Annotated in this window: 15 protein-coding genes; 3 read left to right on the top strand and 12 right to left on the bottom strand. The window is 55.0% G+C overall.

Annotated features, from left to right (window positions below; translation table 11 throughout):
* Nucleotides 1-6: 6 nt before the first annotated feature.
* The 5 genes from sucA to sdhC all read right to left on the bottom strand — a co-directional run bounded on the left by sucA (nucleotide 7) and on the right by sdhC (nucleotide 6,284).
* Nucleotides 7-2,814: a 2-oxoglutarate dehydrogenase E1 component gene (sucA, locus tag L462_RS20970; RefSeq protein ID WP_014169171.1), complete on the bottom strand. Its 2,808-nt coding sequence runs from the start codon at nucleotides 2,812-2,814 to the stop codon at nucleotides 7-9.
* A 226-nt stretch (nucleotides 2,815-3,040) separates the two neighbouring features.
* Nucleotides 3,041-3,757 carry a succinate dehydrogenase iron-sulfur subunit SdhB gene (gene sdhB / locus L462_RS20975; protein ID WP_014169170.1) on the bottom strand — a complete coding sequence of 239 codons (717 nt, stop codon included), beginning with the start codon at nucleotides 3,755-3,757 and terminating at the stop codon, nucleotides 3,041-3,043.
* A gap of 15 nt (nucleotides 3,758-3,772) precedes the next feature.
* Complete coding sequence (gene sdhA / locus L462_RS20980; RefSeq protein ID WP_014883036.1) at nucleotides 3,773-5,539, bottom strand: succinate dehydrogenase flavoprotein subunit; 1,767 nt, start codon at nucleotides 5,537-5,539, stop codon at nucleotides 3,773-3,775.
* The gene (sdhD, locus tag L462_RS20985) at nucleotides 5,539-5,886 is read right to left on the bottom strand and encodes a succinate dehydrogenase membrane anchor subunit (protein WP_010428702.1); all 348 of its coding nucleotides are present in this window, start codon (nucleotides 5,884-5,886) and stop codon (nucleotides 5,539-5,541) included. Before sdhD ends, sdhA begins: the two co-directional genes overlap by 1 nt.
* A complete protein-coding gene (gene sdhC, locus L462_RS20990; RefSeq protein WP_025204654.1) occupies nucleotides 5,880-6,284 on the bottom strand; it encodes a succinate dehydrogenase cytochrome b556 subunit in 405 nt (134 codons plus the stop codon). Before sdhC ends, sdhD begins: the two co-directional genes overlap by 7 nt.
* A gap of 641 nt (nucleotides 6,285-6,925) precedes the next feature.
* Between sdhC and L462_RS20995 the strand changes: the two genes are divergently transcribed.
* Nucleotides 6,926-8,209: a citrate synthase gene (locus L462_RS20995; protein WP_014169167.1), complete on the top strand. Its 1,284-nt coding sequence runs from the start codon at nucleotides 6,926-6,928 to the stop codon at nucleotides 8,207-8,209.
* A gap of 100 nt (nucleotides 8,210-8,309) precedes the next feature.
* Here the strand turns inward: L462_RS20995 and nei are convergent, their stop codons facing one another.
* The 7 genes from nei to L462_RS21030 form a co-directional block, all read right to left on the bottom strand.
* Nucleotides 8,310-9,101, bottom strand: a complete 792-nt coding sequence (gene nei, locus L462_RS21000; RefSeq protein ID WP_032677697.1) for an endonuclease VIII — start codon at nucleotides 9,099-9,101, stop codon at nucleotides 8,310-8,312.
* Between the two features lie 21 nt (nucleotides 9,102-9,122).
* Nucleotides 9,123-9,860, bottom strand: a complete 738-nt coding sequence (gene pxpA, locus L462_RS21005; RefSeq protein WP_032677696.1) for a 5-oxoprolinase subunit PxpA — start codon at nucleotides 9,858-9,860, stop codon at nucleotides 9,123-9,125.
* A complete protein-coding gene (gene pxpC, locus L462_RS21010) occupies nucleotides 9,847-10,779 on the bottom strand; it encodes a 5-oxoprolinase subunit PxpC (protein ID WP_032677695.1) in 933 nt (310 codons plus the stop codon). Before pxpC ends, pxpA begins: the two co-directional genes overlap by 14 nt.
* On the bottom strand, nucleotides 10,773-11,429 hold the full coding sequence (pxpB, locus tag L462_RS21015; RefSeq protein ID WP_014169163.1) for a 5-oxoprolinase subunit PxpB: 657 nt from the start codon (nucleotides 11,427-11,429) through the stop codon (nucleotides 10,773-10,775). Before pxpB ends, pxpC begins: the two co-directional genes overlap by 7 nt.
* Before the next feature lie 14 nt (nucleotides 11,430-11,443).
* Nucleotides 11,444-12,187: a type 2 GTP cyclohydrolase I gene (locus tag L462_RS21020; RefSeq protein ID WP_020884971.1), complete on the bottom strand. Its 744-nt coding sequence runs from the start codon at nucleotides 12,185-12,187 to the stop codon at nucleotides 11,444-11,446.
* A gap of 10 nt (nucleotides 12,188-12,197) precedes the next feature.
* Nucleotides 12,198-13,610: a deoxyribodipyrimidine photo-lyase gene (gene phrB / locus L462_RS21025; protein WP_032677694.1), complete on the bottom strand. Its 1,413-nt coding sequence runs from the start codon at nucleotides 13,608-13,610 to the stop codon at nucleotides 12,198-12,200.
* Nucleotides 13,611-14,023: 413 nt separating this feature from the next.
* Nucleotides 14,024-14,230, bottom strand: coding sequence for a YbfA family protein (locus tag L462_RS21030; protein WP_014883027.1), 207 nt, complete (start codon nucleotides 14,228-14,230; stop codon nucleotides 14,024-14,026).
* A gap of 307 nt (nucleotides 14,231-14,537) precedes the next feature.
* Between L462_RS21030 and kdpF the strand changes: the two genes are divergently transcribed.
* Together kdpF and kdpA are read left to right on the top strand one after the other, a co-directional pair.
* Nucleotides 14,538-14,627 carry a K(+)-transporting ATPase subunit F gene (kdpF, locus tag L462_RS24105; RefSeq protein WP_015386886.1) on the top strand — a complete coding sequence of 30 codons (90 nt, stop codon included), beginning with the start codon at nucleotides 14,538-14,540 and terminating at the stop codon, nucleotides 14,625-14,627.
* The gene (gene kdpA, locus L462_RS21035; RefSeq protein ID WP_020884973.1) at nucleotides 14,627-16,306 is read left to right on the top strand and encodes a potassium-transporting ATPase subunit KdpA; all 1,680 of its coding nucleotides are present in this window, start codon (nucleotides 14,627-14,629) and stop codon (nucleotides 16,304-16,306) included. The genes kdpF and kdpA overlap by 1 nt, the downstream gene beginning before the upstream one ends.
* The last annotated feature ends 7 nt before the right edge of the window (nucleotides 16,307-16,313 follow it).

The following is a 16,313-nucleotide window of genomic DNA, read 5'->3' as shown; positions in this document are numbered from 1 at the left end:
CTTTAATTAATCGACGTTCAGCGCGTCATTGACCAGATCTTGTTGCTGCTTCTGGTGAACGGACATATACCCTACCGCCGGAGAGGCGGAGGCCGGGCGACCTGCATAACGCAGGGCAGACCCAAATGGAATGACTTCACGGAAATGATGCTGACTGCAGTACCAGGCGCCCTGGTTGAGCGGCTCTTCCTGGCACCAGACAAAATCATGCACGTGAGCATACGGTTTCAACGCTTCCTGCACCGCCTGGTGCGGGAATGGATAAAGCTGTTCGATACGCACGATGGCGACATCTTTCTGGTCGTTCTTACGGCGCTGTTCCAGCAGGTCGTAATAAACCTTACCAGAACACATCACAACACGCTTAACGGCCTGCGGATCCAGTTCGTCAACCTCACCGATGGCAGGCAGGAAGGTGCCGTTCGCCAGTTCGTCCAGGCTGGACACCGCCAGCGGGTGGCGCAGCAGGGATTTTGGCGACATGACCACCAGCGGACGGCGCATACCGCGCAGCGCCTGACGACGCAGCATGTGGTAGACCTGAGCCGGAGTAGACGGCACGCAGACCTGCATGTTCTGCTCAGCGCAGAGCTGCAGATAACGTTCCAGACGAGCAGAGGAGTGCTCCGGACCCTGACCTTCGTATCCGTGTGGCAGCAGCATCACCAGGCCACACATACGGCCCCATTTCTGCTCGCCGGACGAGATGAACTGGTCGATAACGACCTGGGCACCGTTGGCGAAGTCACCGAACTGCGCTTCCCAGATAGTCAGGGTGCGCGGTTCCGCGGTGGCGTAGCCGTATTCGAATGCCAGTACCGCTTCTTCAGACAGGACGGAGTCCCATACCTTGAACTGACCCTGACCGTTATGGACATGCTGCAGCGGAGTATAGGTTGAACCGTTAGTCTGGTTGTGAACTACCGCGTGACGGTGGAAGAAGGTGCCACGGCCCGCATCTTCACCGGACAGACGAACAGGAATGCCTTCATCAACCAGCGTTGCGTAAGCCAGTGTTTCCGCCCCGCCCCAGTCGAACAGCTTCTCGCCCGCCGCCATTGATTGACGGTCAGCATAAATTTTCGCTACGCGAGACTGCATCTCGATAGCGTCTGGTACGGTGCTGATGCGTTTAGCCAGCTCCTGCAGGCGCTTCATCTCTACCTTATTCGGGTAGCTCTCATCCCACTCGTGGTTGAGGTACGGCGACCAGGTAAAGGAGTGCATGTTCATCGGGCGCAGCTCTTTCACTACGCATTCACCCGCATCCAGCGCGTCGCGGTAGAGGTTGACCATTTCGGTCGCATCTTCCAGCGTCGTCACGTTGTCGCCTTCCAGCTTGTCAGCATAGATTTTGCGTGGCGTCGGGTGTTTTTTGATTTTCTGATACATCAGCGGCTGCGTTGCACTTGGCTCGTCAGCTTCGTTGTGGCCATGACGGCGGTAGCAGAACAGGTCGATGAACACATCGCGTTTGAAGGTGTTACGGTAGTCCAGCGCCAGACGGGTAACGAACGCCACGGCTTCCGGGTCATCCGCGTTAACGTGGAAGATCGGCGCCTGAACCATCTTACCGATGTCGGTGCAGTACGGGGTAGAACGCGCATCCAGTGGGTTAGAGGTCGTGAAGCCCACCTGGTTGTTGATAACAATGCGAACGGTACCGCCCACTTCGTAACCACGCGCCTTGGACATGTTCAGCGTTTCCTGAACCACGCCCTGCCCTGTGACCGCCGCGTCACCGTGAATGGTGATTGGCAGAACTTTGTTGCTGCTCGGCTCGTCCAGACGATCCAGACGCGCACGTACAGAACCGATAACCACCGGGCTCACGATTTCCAGGTGTGACGGGTTAAACGCCAGCGCCAGGTGAACCAGACCGCCTTCGGTTTCGATATCAGACGAGAAGCCCATGTGGTACTTCACGTCACCGGTGCCGAGGTGTTCTTTATGTTTGCCCGCGAATTCGTCGAACAGGTCCTGCGGTTTTTTACCCAGCACGTTGACCAGTACGTTCAGACGACCGCGGTGCGCCATACCCAGCACCACTTCACGGGTACCGCTTTTGCCCGCGTGACGAATCAGCTCTTTCAGCATAGGTACCAGCGCGTCGCCGCCTTCCAGCGAGAAGCGTTTCGCACCCGGGAATTTCGCGCCCAGATAGCGCTCAAGGCCTTCTGCTGCGGTCAGTTCGCTGAGGAAGCGTTTTTTCTCTTCAGCAGAGAAATTCGCGTGGCCCGCCACAGATTCGATGCGCTGCTGGATCCAGCGTTTCTCTTCTGTAGAGGTGATGTGCATATATTCCGCGCCGATGGAGCCGCAGTAGGTTTGCTTGAGCGCGTCAATCAGCTCGCCCAACTTCATCGTGTCTTTGCCGATGGCAAAGGAACCTACGTTAAAGCTTTCCTGGAAATCGGCCTCGGTCAGATCGTGATACGCCGGATCGAGATCCGCCACACGATCTTGTTTCCACAGTCCCAGCGGATCGAGATTCGCATGCTGGTGACCACGGAAGCGATAAGCGTTGATAAGCTGCAGGACTTTAACCTGCTTCGCATTGGTGTCAGGGTCGGAAATCGCAGAAGAGTAACGTGAGGCATCCTTCGCCAGACGACGGAAATAATCACGTGTTTTGGAATGGAATTGATCCGGTTTGACTCCAGTGCCAGGTAACTGCTGGAACATGGAACGCCAGTTTGCGTCCACTGAGTCAGGATCGGTTAAGAAGTCTTCATAGAGCTGTTCTATCCAGCTCTGGTTTGAACCAGAGAGGTAAGAAGAGTCCAGCCAGGCTTTCATTGCGCCGTTCTGCATCGTGATCCCTTAAGCATTTTTATGCTTACTTTCGCCGTAGAAACTACCACGTACAACACGTACGTGCCGGGGTTCACCTGCGAGCTCTTATGTTGTCTTGGGCTCGCGAAGGAACCTTTAAAAACTGTCTGCACCTCGGGGCAGTTTTTAGAGGTTTCCTACATTTTATCCCCTCTCCTGTCAGGAGAGGGTCAGGGTGAGGGGAACAACGCTCCCCTCCTGTTACTTATGCACTGCGCTGCAGCAGCATCGACTTAATATGGCCGATGGCGCGCGTCGGGTTCAGTCCCTTAGGACATACACTGACGCAGTTCATGATGCTATGGCAGCGGAATACGCTGAAAGCATCACTCAGTCCTTCCAGACGACTGTCGGTTTCGGTGTCGCGGCTATCGATCAGGAAGCGATAGGCAGCCAGCAGACCGGCCGGGCCGATAAACTTGTCCGGGTTCCACCAGAACGACGGGCAAGAGGTCGAGCAACATGCACAGAGAATACACTCGTACAAACCGTCGAGTTTTTCACGCTGCTCAGGAGACTGTAAGTGCTCACGAGCCGGTGGATTTTGCCCATTATTCAATAAGTAAGGCTTAATCTTCTCATATTGTGCATAGAATTGCCCCATGTCTACCACCAAATCACGAACGACTGGCAGACCTGGCAAAGGACGGATAACAATTTTCTGGCCCGCGCGCTGCAACGCTGAAATTGGCGTGATGCAGGCCAGACCATTTTTACCGTTCATGTTCACACCGTCAGAGCCACAAACGCCTTCACGGCATGAGCGACGGAACGACAGTGTCGGATCTTTTTCTTTCAGCTGGATTAAGGCATCCAGCAGCATCATGTCACGGCCTTCTTCCGCTTCCAGGGTGTAATCCTGCATACGCGGAGCATCATCTACATCCGGGTTATAACGATAAACTGAGAATTCGAGTTTCATTATCCTGTCTCCGCATTAGTAAGTACGAATCTTCGGCGGGAACGCCGGACGCAGTTTCGGTTCCATATTGACGCTACGACGCGTCATGGATTCCGACTCTGGCAGATACAGGGAATGGCACAGCCAGTTTTCATCGTCACGATCCGGGAAGTCGAAGCGGCTATGCGCGCCACGGCTCTCGGTACGGAAGTTTGCCGACATCGCGGTAGCGAACGCCGTTTCCATCAGGTTATCCAGCTCCAGACACTCAACGCGCTGGGTATTGAACTCGCTGGATGTGTCGTCCAGACGGGCATTTTTCAGACGCTCGCGGATCGCTTTCAGCTGCTCAAGACCTTTGGCCATCGCATCCCCTTCACGGAATACCGAGAAGTTGTGCTGCATACATTCCTGCAGCGCTTTGCGGATTTCCACCGGATCTTCACCATTACGGTTGCCGTTCCAGCGGTTCAGACGCTCAAGCGACGCATCAATTTCATCGTCGGTGGCATCACGCAGCGCACCCTGCTCGGCAATAGACTCTTGCAGATGCAGACCTACAGCACGACCAAATACCACCAGGTCAAGCAGGGAGTTCCCGCCCAGACGGTTTGCACCGTGTACGGATACGCAGGCAATTTCACCGACGGCAAACAGGCCCGGGATAACAACGTCTTCACCCTGCTCGTTCACGGTCAGCGCCTGGCCGGTCACTTTGGTCGGAATACCGCCCATCATGTAGTGACAGGTTGGGATTACCGGGATAGGCTCTTTCACTGGATCGACGTGCGCGAAGGTACGAGACAGCTCCAGAATGCCTGGCAGACGTGATTCCAGAACCTCTTTACCCAGATGGTCGAGTTTCAGCTTCGCGTGTGGACCCCATGGGCCGTCACAGCCGCGGCCTTCACGGATTTCGATCATGATGGAACGCGCCACCACGTCACGACCCGCCAGGTCTTTCGCATTCGGGGCATAACGCTCCATGAAGCGCTCGCCGTGTTTGTTCAGCAGGTAACCCCCTTCACCACGGCAGCCTTCTGTTACCAGCACGCCGGCACCGGCGATGCCGGTTGGGTGGAACTGCCACATTTCCATATCCTGCACCGGTACGCCGGCGCGGATAGCCATACCTACGCCGTCACCGGTGTTGATGTGGGCGTTGGTGGTAGATTGATAAATACGGCCTGCACCGCCGGTCGCCAGCACGGTAGCACGCGCTTTGAAGTAGACCACTTCACCGGTTTCAATACACAGGGCAGTACAACCCACAACGGCGCCATCGGCGTTTTTCACCAGATCCAGCGCATACCACTCGGAGAAAATAGTCGTGTGGTTTTTCAGGTTCTGTTGATACAGCGTGTGCAGCAGTGCGTGACCGGTACGGTCAGCCGCAGCTGCGGTACGTGCCGCCTGCTCGCCGCCGAAGTTTTTCGACTGGCCGCCAAACGGACGCTGATAAATGGTGCCATTTTCCAGACGGGAGAACGGCAGACCCATGTGGTCCAGCTCCAGAATCGCTTCCGGGCCAGTCTTACACATATATTCGATAGCATCCTGGTCGCCGATGTAGTCGGAACCTTTGACCGTGTCATACATGTGCCATTCCCAGTTATCTTCATGGGAATTGCCCAGCGCAACGGTAATACCGCCCTGCGCGGAGACAGTGTGGGAACGGGTCGGGAAGACTTTAGAGAGCAGCGCACAGGTCTGGCCGCTCTGGGAAATTTGCAGTGCTGCACGCATACCTGCGCCACCAGCACCAATCACAACAGCATCAAATTCTCTGACTGGCAGTTTCATTACACACCCCACACCACAACGAATCCATAAATAACGTAAACCACCAGTGCAACGACAATGACCAGCTGCAGAGGAAGGCGAATCGCCAGTGGTTTAACGTAATCGGTCAACACCTGCCACATACCAATCCAGGCATGAATAAGGATGGAGAACAGAGCCAGCAGGGTGAACACTTTGGTGAAGGCAGATCCGAAGAACCCACTCCAGATTTCCCACGTCAGCGTGCCGCTGGTCGCGAAGAAACCAATCATATAGATGATATAAAGGGTGAGAACGATGGCGGTAGCACGGACCAGAATGAAGTCATGTACGCCGTTGCGTCCTAATGCGGAGGCGTTGCTTACCATACGAGAACTCCTGCGAGAAGTGAAAGCACGACAGTCAATACAAATGAAATATTAGCGGAGCGTTTACCGGCTTCGAAAGTCTCTTCCAGGTAGCCAAAGTCCATCAGCATATGACGAATGCCCACAACAACGTGGTACGCCAGCGCAGTCAGAATGCCCCACATGATAAATTTCACGAAGAAGCTGTTCATGATGGCAGAGGCCTGGAGGAATCCTTCAGGAGAAGAGAGGCTGGTACCCAGTAACCACAGCAGAATGCCGACCGCCACAAACGTAATCACACCAGAAACGCGGTGCAGAATGGACGCTATTGCTGTTACAGGGAACCGGATCGTTTTGAGATCCAGATTGACAGGTCTTTGTTTTTTCACATTTCTTATCATGAATAACGCCCACATGCTGTTCTTATTGTTTCCTTCCTCCGGACTGCGATGCGGGTCAGACAGCGTTCCTTTTCTATAACTGCGCGTCATGCAAAACATTGCTTCCAAATGCTAAAACGACACGTTACAACGCTGGGTGGCTCGGGATTGCAGGGTGTTCCGGAGACCTGGCGGCAGTATAGGCCGTTCACAAAATCATTACAATTAACCTACATACAGTTTGTCGGGTTTTCTCTGGAACAGTGATCAGGGTCACGATAACAACATCTTTTTAATTTTTAATCATCTGATTTGACAAATGTTAAACAATATTGTTACAAACGTCATCAGAAAAGGCATATAATGCGCAAAAGTTATGAGGTCTCACTTTCACCTGACAAATAGTTATGTAACAGTGTGATGGTATTGACCGAAGTTATCAGGACAGTTATTAGTGATATACAGGTTTGAATAATTCGGACTGCGAAGACACTGATTTGCTGTTGTTTCACTGATTTTTCATGTTTTTACCTGCAAGGCGCCATAGCTCTGTACCCTGGTTTCTCCTCGTGAGCTGAGCGGTAAGCCAAATAACAAACTGGTAACGGTGAGAAATCAGCAGAATGCAAATCCGGTAATTGGCAGTCTTAAGCAATAAGGCGCTAAGGAGACCGTAAATGGCTGATACAAAGGCAACGCTCACCCTAAATGGTGACACTGCTGTTGAACTGGATGTGCTAAAAGGCACGCTCGGTCAGGATGTTATTGATATCCGTACGCTGGGTTCTAAAGGTGTATTCACCTTCGACCCTGGATTTACCTCTACCGCATCTTGCGAATCCAAAATCACCTTCATTGATGGTGACGAAGGTATCCTGCTCCATCGCGGCTTCCCCATCGATCAGTTAGCCACCGAATCCAACTATCTGGAAGTGTGCTACATCCTGCTGAACGGCGAAAAACCGACGCAGGCACAATACGATGAATTCAAAACCACCGTGACCCGTCACACCATGATTCATGAGCAGATTACCCGTCTGTTCCATGCTTTCCGTCGTGATTCTCACCCAATGGCGGTGATGTGCGGTATTACCGGTGCGCTGGCAGCGTTCTACCACGACTCGCTGGACGTGAATAATCCACGTCACCGCGATATCGCGGCGTTCCGCCTGCTGTCCAAAATGCCGACAATGGCAGCGATGTGTTACAAATACTCCATCGGCCAGCCGTTTGTTTATCCACGTAACGACCTCTCCTACGCCGGTAATTTCCTGCGCATGATGTTCTCCACGCCGTGTGAAGAGTACGAAGTGAACCCGGTACTGGAACGTGCGATGGACCGTATTCTGATCCTGCACGCCGACCACGAACAGAACGCCTCCACCTCCACCGTCCGTACCGCAGGCTCCTCAGGCGCGAACCCGTTCGCCTGTATCGCTGCGGGTATCGCCTCCCTGTGGGGACCGGCGCACGGCGGCGCGAACGAAGCGGCACTGAAGATGCTGGAAGAGATCAGCTCCGTTGAGCACATTCCTGAATTCGTGCGTCGCGCGAAAGACAAGAATGACTCCTTCCGTCTGATGGGCTTCGGTCACCGTGTGTACAAAAACTACGACCCACGCGCTACCGTTATGCGTGAAACATGCCACGAAGTGCTGAAAGAGCTGGGTACAAAAGACGATCTGCTGGAAGTGGCGATGGAGCTTGAGCACATCGCGCTGAACGACCCGTACTTCATCGAGAAGAAACTCTACCCGAACGTCGATTTCTACTCTGGCATTATTCTGAAAGCGATGGGCATTCCGTCTTCCATGTTCACCGTGATCTTCGCCATGGCACGTACCGTTGGCTGGATTGCGCACTGGAACGAAATGCACAGCGAAGGCATGAAAATCGCCCGTCCTCGTCAGCTGTATACTGGCTACGAGCAGCGTGATTTTAAGTCTGACATCAAACGCTGATGTTAACGGGGTGTGGCCTGATGTCCTCACCCCATCTCTCTCTTACTCCGAGAGAGTGAAGACATTAAAAACGGTAACCCCCTGGGTTACCGTTTTCATTTTACTTCTGGCAGTGCGGACACCAGTAAAACGGTCTCGACGACAGCGTGGTTTTCGCAATTAACCCGCCGCACCGCTCACACGCCTTCCCTTCACGATGAAACACCTTAAAGCGGAACAATGCCCCATGGTGCCTGTTGTCATCCACAACGCCACGCGTGTTGTACGACAGGCGCGGGATATCCAGCAGTGCGTGGGATAACGCCTCCAGCTGTTCATCACTGAGTTGCGATGCCTTATGCTGCGCCGCCAGGCCCACTTCCCAGAGGATTTCCACCCGCAGGTAATTTCCTAATCCAGCCAGAAACGCCTGATCGAGCAACAGTCCGGAAAACTGTCGGTTACGAAACCGAGGTGATACCAGACGGGCTTTCACCTCGCCCGGGGTCAGGCTCATATCCAGCACATCCGGCCCGACGCGCTGCAGGAACGGATGAGTGAGCAGCTGCTCTGGCGTTAACATTTCGATATCGGATGCGCTGTAGAGCAGAATCGCGTTGTCTGCCGTCTGTAGCCTGACGCGCAGCACGCGGGTAGTTTGCGGTTGCTCGTTTGCCTTCACCACGCGCCAAACGCCGTACAGCTGATTATGGCTATATAACGTCAGGTTATGGGAGAAATGCGTGAGCAGCGCTTTGCCGCGCGTTTCAATGTGCGTCACCGTCTGCCCCACCAGCTGGGCTTCAAACGGTTTCAGTTGAGGAAAAGCAAACCAGACATCCGTCAGCGGTTCGCCCTTTATCGCCGCCTCGAGGCTATCCGCAGCACGGCGGATCTCCGGGCCTTCAGGCATTTTTCTGTCCTTATCGTTATGTCATGCACTCACGAGAATACCCTGCTCCGCAAAGGCCGCCCGTAAGCGGCGTGCAAACTGCAGCGCATGCTCACCATCACCGTGTAAACACACCGTATCCGCCTGGACTCTGGCCGTTGAACCATCAATTGCCTTTACCGACCCCTCACATACCATCGCCAGCGTTTGCGCCAGCGCCTGTGATTCATCGGTAATAAGCGCACCGGGCAGTGAACGGGGAACCAGGCTGCCGTCCGGCTGGTACCCTCTGTCAGCAAAAACTTCCTGACGGGTGGTTAACCCCAGCCGCTGTCCGGCGCGAATAAGCTCGCTCCCCGCCAGCGCCACCAGGATGAGCTGCGGGTTGCAGTCCCGCACCGCGCGGGCAATGGCATCCGCGAGAGCCGGATCTTTGGCCGCCTGATTGTAGAGCATGCCGTGGGGTTTCACATGGCGCAGCACGCCCTGCTGGGAACGCACAATCGCCTCCAGCGCGCCCGTTTGATAGAGCGTCTGGGCATACACCGTCTCAGGAGGGAGATCCATTGCCGTGCGGCCAAAATTATCCCTGTCAGGAAAACTGGGATGTGCCCCTATCGCCACGCCGTGCTTAATCGCATTACGCACGCTGACCAGCATGGTTTGCGCGTCACCCGCGTGAAACCCGCAGGCAATATTGACCGAAGAGACCAGCGTCATCAGTTCAGCATCGGCACCTCCGCCCTCACCCAGATCGGCGTTTAAATCAATCTTTGCCATCGAGCCTCCATGCCAGTTGTTCCAGATAACGCTGCTGATCCTGGCGTGCCTTCAGCGCCTCCTCCAGCGAACATTGCACAAAATGGATCGGCTGTCCGAGAGGAATTTGCGCCAGATGGTAGCGATCCGCTTCAATGATGCAGGCAATACGCGGGTATCCCCCGGTTGTTTGCGCATCGTTCATCAGCACGATCGGCTGACCGTTACCCGGTACCTGAATAACGCCAGGCAATAAACCGTGTGAGAGCAATTCCCGATCTGTCGTACGGGTCAATGGCTGCCCCTGCAGGCGGTATCCCATACGGTTACTTTGCGGGCTGATCTTCCACGGCGAACGCCAGAACGTCTCCTGAGCGACTTCATCGAACTCCTGATATTCCGGCCCCGGTAAGGCACGGATCTGGTTGGTCCATAATAGCTGTTTTACCCCCTGGGCCGTCGAGAAGTGGCGCGTTGAGGGTTTAACCGCCAGACGATCGCCGTCACGCAGCAGGCGCCCTTCATGACCGCCAATGCCGGCTTTCTGATCGGTGCTGGATGAACCCAGCACCTCTGGCACATCAATCCCTCCTGCGACCGCAAGATAGCTTCGCACGCCGTGCACAGGACGTTTAAGGGTCAGACGCTGCCCGGCTTTCGCCCGCAGCCGCCAGCCTGTCCAGACCGCTTTGCCATCCAGCTCGGCGTCACAAGCGGCCCCGGTTAAGGCAAACCAGGTCTCCTCGCCGAATTCAATCACACACTGGCCAAGCGTAATTTCGAGTGCCGCCGTGCTGCCAGGGTTGCCCACCAGCACGTTAGCAATCTCCAGCGCAGGCCTGTCCAGCGCACCACAGTAGCTCACGCCCGACTGGCGCATGCCAAAGCGGCCGGCATCCTGTACGGACGTGTAAAGCCCGGCGCGAATCAGCGTTAACATACCCCCTCCTTCTGCGGGATAAAGCGCAGGGTATCGCCGGGACGAAGGAGTATGGGAACCTCCTGCCCTGGTTCAAATAACGGCCTGGACGTATGCCCGATAAGCTGCCAGCCCCCCGGTGACGTCAGAGGATAAATGCCGGTCTGCTCACCACCGATAGCCACCGTGCCCGCCGGCACGCTCAGGCGGGGTTCGGCGCGACGCGGCGTATGCAATTGCGGTGAGAGCCCCCCCAGATAGGGGAAGCCCGGCTGGAAACCTAAGAACCAGACCACGTAATCAACGCAGGCGTGCAATTCAACCACCTGCTTTTCCGTTAATCCGCAGTGTTCCGCCACCACGCCAAGATCGGGTCCATGCTCGCCGCCATACACCACCGGGATCTCAATTGTCCGGGAATCCGGCTCCAGCGCCTCGCTCTCTTCCCACCAGCGCTGCAAACGTTCAATAGCATCCAGCGCCAGCGTATGCGGATTACGCAGCACCACGGTGATGTTATTCATACCCGGAATCGCTTCAACCACTTCCGGCACATCGGCCAGGCGCTGCGTTAGCCGCCAGATACGCTTTTGCGTGGCAAGGGTCACTGGCGGTTCCAGCTCCAGAACCACTGCCGTTTCGCCCAGAAGATAACAACGCGCTCGCTGCACTCAGATACCTCTCATCAGGCCGGGTTAGGGATATCAATAAACGTGACATCCAGATCGGTATTTTCGGTCAGCCATTCACTGAGGGCGCGAATTCCGCCACGCTCGGTGGCATGGTGACCTGCCGCGTAAAAATGCAGACCTTGTTCACGCGCCGAATGGACGGTCTGCTCGGACACTTCTCCAGTGATGAAGGCGTCGACACCAAAGCGTGCCGCGCTGTCAATAAAGCCCTGACCACCACCAGTACACCAGGCAACCCGCTTCACCGTATCCGGACCGGTGTCACCGCACCAGAGCGGACGGCGTCCCAGACGCGCTTCAATCCATGAGGCCAGCTCCAGGCCGGGCACCGGCATGGCCAGCTCTCCCCAGGGCACCAGCGGCTCAATTTCACCCATGACGGTAATCCCCAACAGCTGCGCGAGCTGTACGTTATTGCCCAGCTCCGGGTGCGCATCCAGCGGCAGATGGTAACCGTACAGGTTGATATCATTTGCCAGCAGCGTTTTCAGGCGGTTTCGCTTCATACCGCGAATGATCGGTGCTTCGTTTTTCCAGAAATAACCGTGATGGACAATAACGGCATCCGCTTCCTGACGGACAGCTTCGTCCAGCAGCGCCTGGCTTGCCGTCACGCCAGTGATAATTTTCTGCACCGTTTCGCGTCCTTCAACCTGGAGGCCGTTCGGGCCGTAATCGCTGAAGGAGGCGCTGTTCAGTTTTTCGTTAATCAGGCTTTCCAGTTCGCTGTTTTTCATCATCACTCTCTTAAGCTTTGCGGGCGGCCTCGTACGCCGCCAGCGTGGCGACACGCGCCTGTTTATGGTCAACAATCGGACGGGGATAATCGAGCTTCACCCCCTGTTTATCCGCCCATGCCCACGGGTCGTGGATCGCTTTTGCAGGGACATTGCTCAGCGCGGGCAACCAGCGGCGGATAAACTCGCCGTCTGCATCAAATTTTTGTCCCTGCGTGGCAGGATTAAAAATACGGAAATAGGGCGCGGCGTCGGTTCCGGTGGACGCCGCCCACTGCCAGCCGCCGTTATTCGCCGCCAGATCGCCATCGATCAGCTGAGAAATAAAATACCGCTCCCCGACACGCCAGTCGATAAGCAGATCTTTCACCAGGAAGCTGGCGGTAATCATTCGCAGCCGGTTGTGCATCCATCCGGTTTCATTGAGCTGGCGCATCGCGGCATCAACAATCGGGAAGCCCGTTTCGCCTTTCTGCCAGGCCTGTAAGTGGCTCTCGTTGTGTTGCCAGTTTACGTTATCAGTCCAGGGTATAAACGGACGATGCTTACATAAATCAGGGTGATACGTCATCAAATGGCGATAAAACTCGCGCCAGATAAGTTCGTTAAGCCAGACGGAGCCGGGGCCCCCGTCCAGTGCCTGCGGTTGTTCCGCCAGAAGACGATGCAGACACTGGCGCGGAGAGAGCACGCCCAGCGCCAGACAGGCCGATAAACGGCTGGTGCCCTCTGTCGCGGGAAAATCCCTGCGCGCGTCGTAATCGCCTGCGCCCGCTTTACAAAACTGGCGCAGCTTCGCGATAGCGTTTTTTTCGGTAGCCGGGAACAGAGTCTCATCAAACGCCTGTTGCGGATAGTCAAACTCCCGCTCGGGTATCTCCGTTATGGCCTCTCCCCTCACGGTGGGTGCAGCCACACATTCCGGCAGCGCCTCCTTCAGTCTTTTAATGAAGGCATTTTTAAACGGCGTAAAGACTTTATACATCTCGTGGTTGCCGGTCATGACACTGCCCGGCGGCAGCATGACGCTGTCATCAAAACCCTGACACTCTACACCCTGCAGGATTTTCTCCAGCTGACGATCCCGCTGACGTTCATTGAATTCGTACTGATAGTTGTAAAAAAGGTGGGTGACAGCGTACTGCTCACAGATCGCCTGCACGGCCTGGCATTGTGCGGAGAAGTCACTGACCTCTTTATAAATGAGCGGGATCCCTTTTTCGGCAAGCGAACACTGCAAGCCATTCAGATGTGAGCTGAGGTAAGCCGCCTGGCGTGGTGCCATAGCATGCTGCTGCCACTGCCCGGGGGTGGCGATAAACACCGCCAGCACGCGGGCTTCCGGGGAGCGGCAGGCAGCCGCAAGGGCGAGATTGTCATGTACGCGCAGATCCGCGCGAAACCAAACCAGATGGGTGGGCATAAAACTCCTGGCAATTATCCATTATGTCCGTAAGGCCATGCCACTAAAGAGAAAATGCGGCTGGCTTTTATCTACTTTGCCATGAAGTGTAGACGCGATGAAATAAAAAAGGCCGCCCGGGGCGGCCTTAACGCTACGTGTCCTGCGCCAGCATGGTAAAAGCAATAAACAGTGTCGGTTCATCACGTCTTACCACGAGTACGCTGGCGATAATGAACGCAATGCAAAAAGAGCGTTTCATCATGCGGTCCCTGCTGCTAACCGCTCCACCGTTCACCACCGGTGATAAGTCGGTGGACACACGCTCTGACGAGAGCCCAAAAACGGCCCAACGGACCGCGGACCCTGAGGAATAAAAAAAACCGCCACATTGCTGTAGGCGGTTTTTTTTATTGCTGTGTGTCGTCTTCGTATCAGTAAAAATCGCAGGTCGCTTTCTCGGCCTGATCCATCCACACCGGCTTCTCGCTGGTTTTGGCCCAGACGCGGTGCAAATAGCTATAAAAACGTGCGCGGTCTTTCCAGAAGAGCATCACCGGCAGGGCCAGCACGCCAGCCACTACGGCGAAAGTGCGACGCATGAAAACGATATGAGCCGGATACGCTTTATAAAGATCCATATTTTCTCCCCTATAGTTGGCCGGAAACATGCTCCGGAAAATTTGAAATCTGTGATCTGGCTAAAATAATACCGCTTTGTTTGTAATTTTACTACTCATCAGACCAGTTATTTTCATCCATTTAGTGAATATTTACATTTCCGCCGTAAGTAAGTTACAAAAAAGTTAACGATTTACTTACCAATAGTTAAATTGTGCCTTTTCCATTTTTATACTTTTTTTACACCCACCCTGCCGATTTTTGCGAAATCTTTGCGCCATAAATCCTACCGTTAACACAAATACAAATGTCACTCGGAGGTGGATTGTGAGTGCAGGTCTGATTACCGGCATCGTGCTGGTGTTCCTGTTATTGGGTTATCTGGTATACGCCCTGATTAATGCGGAGGCCTTCTGATGGCTGCTCAGGCGTTTTTACTTATAGCCAGCTTTTTACTGGTCTTATTGGTGCTTGCCAGACCGCTGGGAACGGGGCTCGCGCGGCTGATCAACAACGTGTCCTTACCGGGTACGGGAAGTATCGAAAAAGGGATCTGGCGCGTACTGGGAATACGCGATCAGGAGATGAACTGGCGTCAGTATCTGGTCGCTATTCTGCTGCTGAATATCGTTGGACTGGTCGCGCTCTTTGTCATGCTGATGTTGCAGGGTAGCCTGCCGCTGAATCCGCAACAGTTACCGGGCCTGTCCTGGCATCTTGCGCTGAATACGGCCGTCAGCTTTGTCACCAATACCAACTGGCAATCCTACGCCGGCGAAACCACGCTGAGCTACTTCAGCCAGATGGTGGGATTAACCGTACAAAATTTCCTCTCAGCAGCCAGCGGTATCGCGGTTGTCTTCGCGCTGACGCGTGCGTTTGCACGTCAGAATATGGGTACGCTGGGCAATGCCTGGGTTGATCTCACGCGCATTACTCTGTGGGTCTTACTTCCGATTGCTCTGCTCATCGCGCTGTTCTTTATTCAGCAAGGTACGCTGCAAAACCTGCTGCCTTACGCCCCTTATACCTCGCTTGAAGGGGCAAAACAGCTTCTGCCGATGGGGCCTGTGGCCTCACAGGAAGCCATTAAGATGCTCGGTACGAATGGTGGCGGTTTCTTCAATGCCAACTCATCGCATCCGTTTGAAAACCCAACGGCACTGACCAACGCTGTGCAAATGCTGGCGATCTTCCTGATTCCCGCAGCGCTGTGCTTTGCTTTTGGCGATGTAGTGAACGATCGTCGTCAGGGCCGCACCCTGCTCTGGACCATGTCGCTCATCTTTGTCGTCTGTGTTGCGCTGGTGATGTGGGCCGAATGGCAAGGTAACCCGCATTTCCTGACGCTGGGCGCTGACGGCACCATGAATATGGAAGGGAAAGAGAGCCGCTTTGGCATTCTCGCCAGCAGCCTTTATGCCGTGGTCACGACGGCGGCATCCTGCGGGGCGGTCAATGCTATGCACGACTCCTTCACAGCACTGGGCGGCATGATCCCGATGTGGCTGATGCAGATTGGTGAAGTGGTGTTCGGCGGCGTAGGCTCGGGTCTTTACGGCATGCTGCTGTTTGTTCTGCTGGCGGTGTTCATTGCGGGTCTGATGATTGGTCGCACCCCGGAATATCTGGGCAAAAAAATCGATGTCCGTGAGATGAAGTTAACCGCGCTGGCGATTCTGGTCACCCCCGCCCTCGTGCTGGCTGGTACCGCACTGGCACTGATGACGGAGGCCGGACGCAGCGGCATCTTCAACCCTGGCATCCACGGCTTTAGCGAAGTGCTTTATGCCGTCTCTTCTGCTTCTAACAATAACGGTAGTGCCTTCGCAGGCTTAAGCGCTAACTCACCGTTCTGGAACTGTCTGCTGGCGTTCTGCATGTTCGTGGGCCGTTTCGGGGTCATTGTGCCGGTGCTGGCGATTGCCGGGTCGCTGGTGAGCAAAAAAATTCAACCGACCACCAGCGGGACGTTGCCGACCCACGGCGCGCTGTTTATCGGACTGCTGGCCGGTACCGTGCTGCTGGTCGGTGCCCTGACCTTTATCCCCGCCCTCGCGTTAGGCCCGGTCGCGGAATACCTCTCTTTACGCTGATTTTGCG

Source organism: Enterobacter sp. BIDMC 26 (assembly GCF_000534435.1).
Classification (GTDB): Bacteria; Pseudomonadota; Gammaproteobacteria; order Enterobacterales; family Enterobacteriaceae; genus Enterobacter; species Enterobacter ludwigii.
This window is presented reverse-complemented; position numbering and strand designations above follow the sequence as displayed.

Coding starts and splice junctions, on each gene's coding strand:
- sucA (WP_014169171.1), bottom strand. CDS start 2,814: ATGCAGAACGGCGCAATGAAAGCCTGGCTGGACTCTTCTTACCTCTCT.
- sdhB (WP_014169170.1), bottom strand. CDS start 3,757: ATGAAACTCGAATTCTCAGTTTATCGTTATAACCCGGATGTAGATGAT.
- sdhA (WP_014883036.1), bottom strand. CDS start 5,539: ATGAAACTGCCAGTCAGAGAATTTGATGCTGTTGTGATTGGTGCTGGT.
- sdhD (WP_010428702.1), bottom strand. CDS start 5,886: ATGGTAAGCAACGCCTCCGCATTAGGACGCAACGGCGTACATGACTTC.
- sdhC (WP_025204654.1), bottom strand. CDS start 6,284: ATGTGGGCGTTATTCATGATAAGAAATGTGAAAAAACAAAGACCTGTC.
- L462_RS20995 (WP_014169167.1), top strand. CDS start 6,926: ATGGCTGATACAAAGGCAACGCTCACCCTAAATGGTGACACTGCTGTT.
- nei (WP_032677697.1), bottom strand. CDS start 9,101: ATGCCTGAAGGCCCGGAGATCCGCCGTGCTGCGGATAGCCTCGAGGCG.
- pxpA (WP_032677696.1), bottom strand. CDS start 9,860: ATGGCAAAGATTGATTTAAACGCCGATCTGGGTGAGGGCGGAGGTGCC.
- pxpC (WP_032677695.1), bottom strand. CDS start 10,779: ATGTTAACGCTGATTCGCGCCGGGCTTTACACGTCCGTACAGGATGCC.
- L462_RS21020 (WP_020884971.1), bottom strand. CDS start 12,187: ATGAAAAACAGCGAACTGGAAAGCCTGATTAACGAAAAACTGAACAGC.
- phrB (WP_032677694.1), bottom strand. CDS start 13,610: ATGCCCACCCATCTGGTTTGGTTTCGCGCGGATCTGCGCGTACATGAC.
- L462_RS21030 (WP_014883027.1), bottom strand. CDS start 14,230: ATGGATCTTTATAAAGCGTATCCGGCTCATATCGTTTTCATGCGTCGC.
- kdpA (WP_020884973.1), top strand. CDS start 14,627: ATGGCTGCTCAGGCGTTTTTACTTATAGCCAGCTTTTTACTGGTCTTA.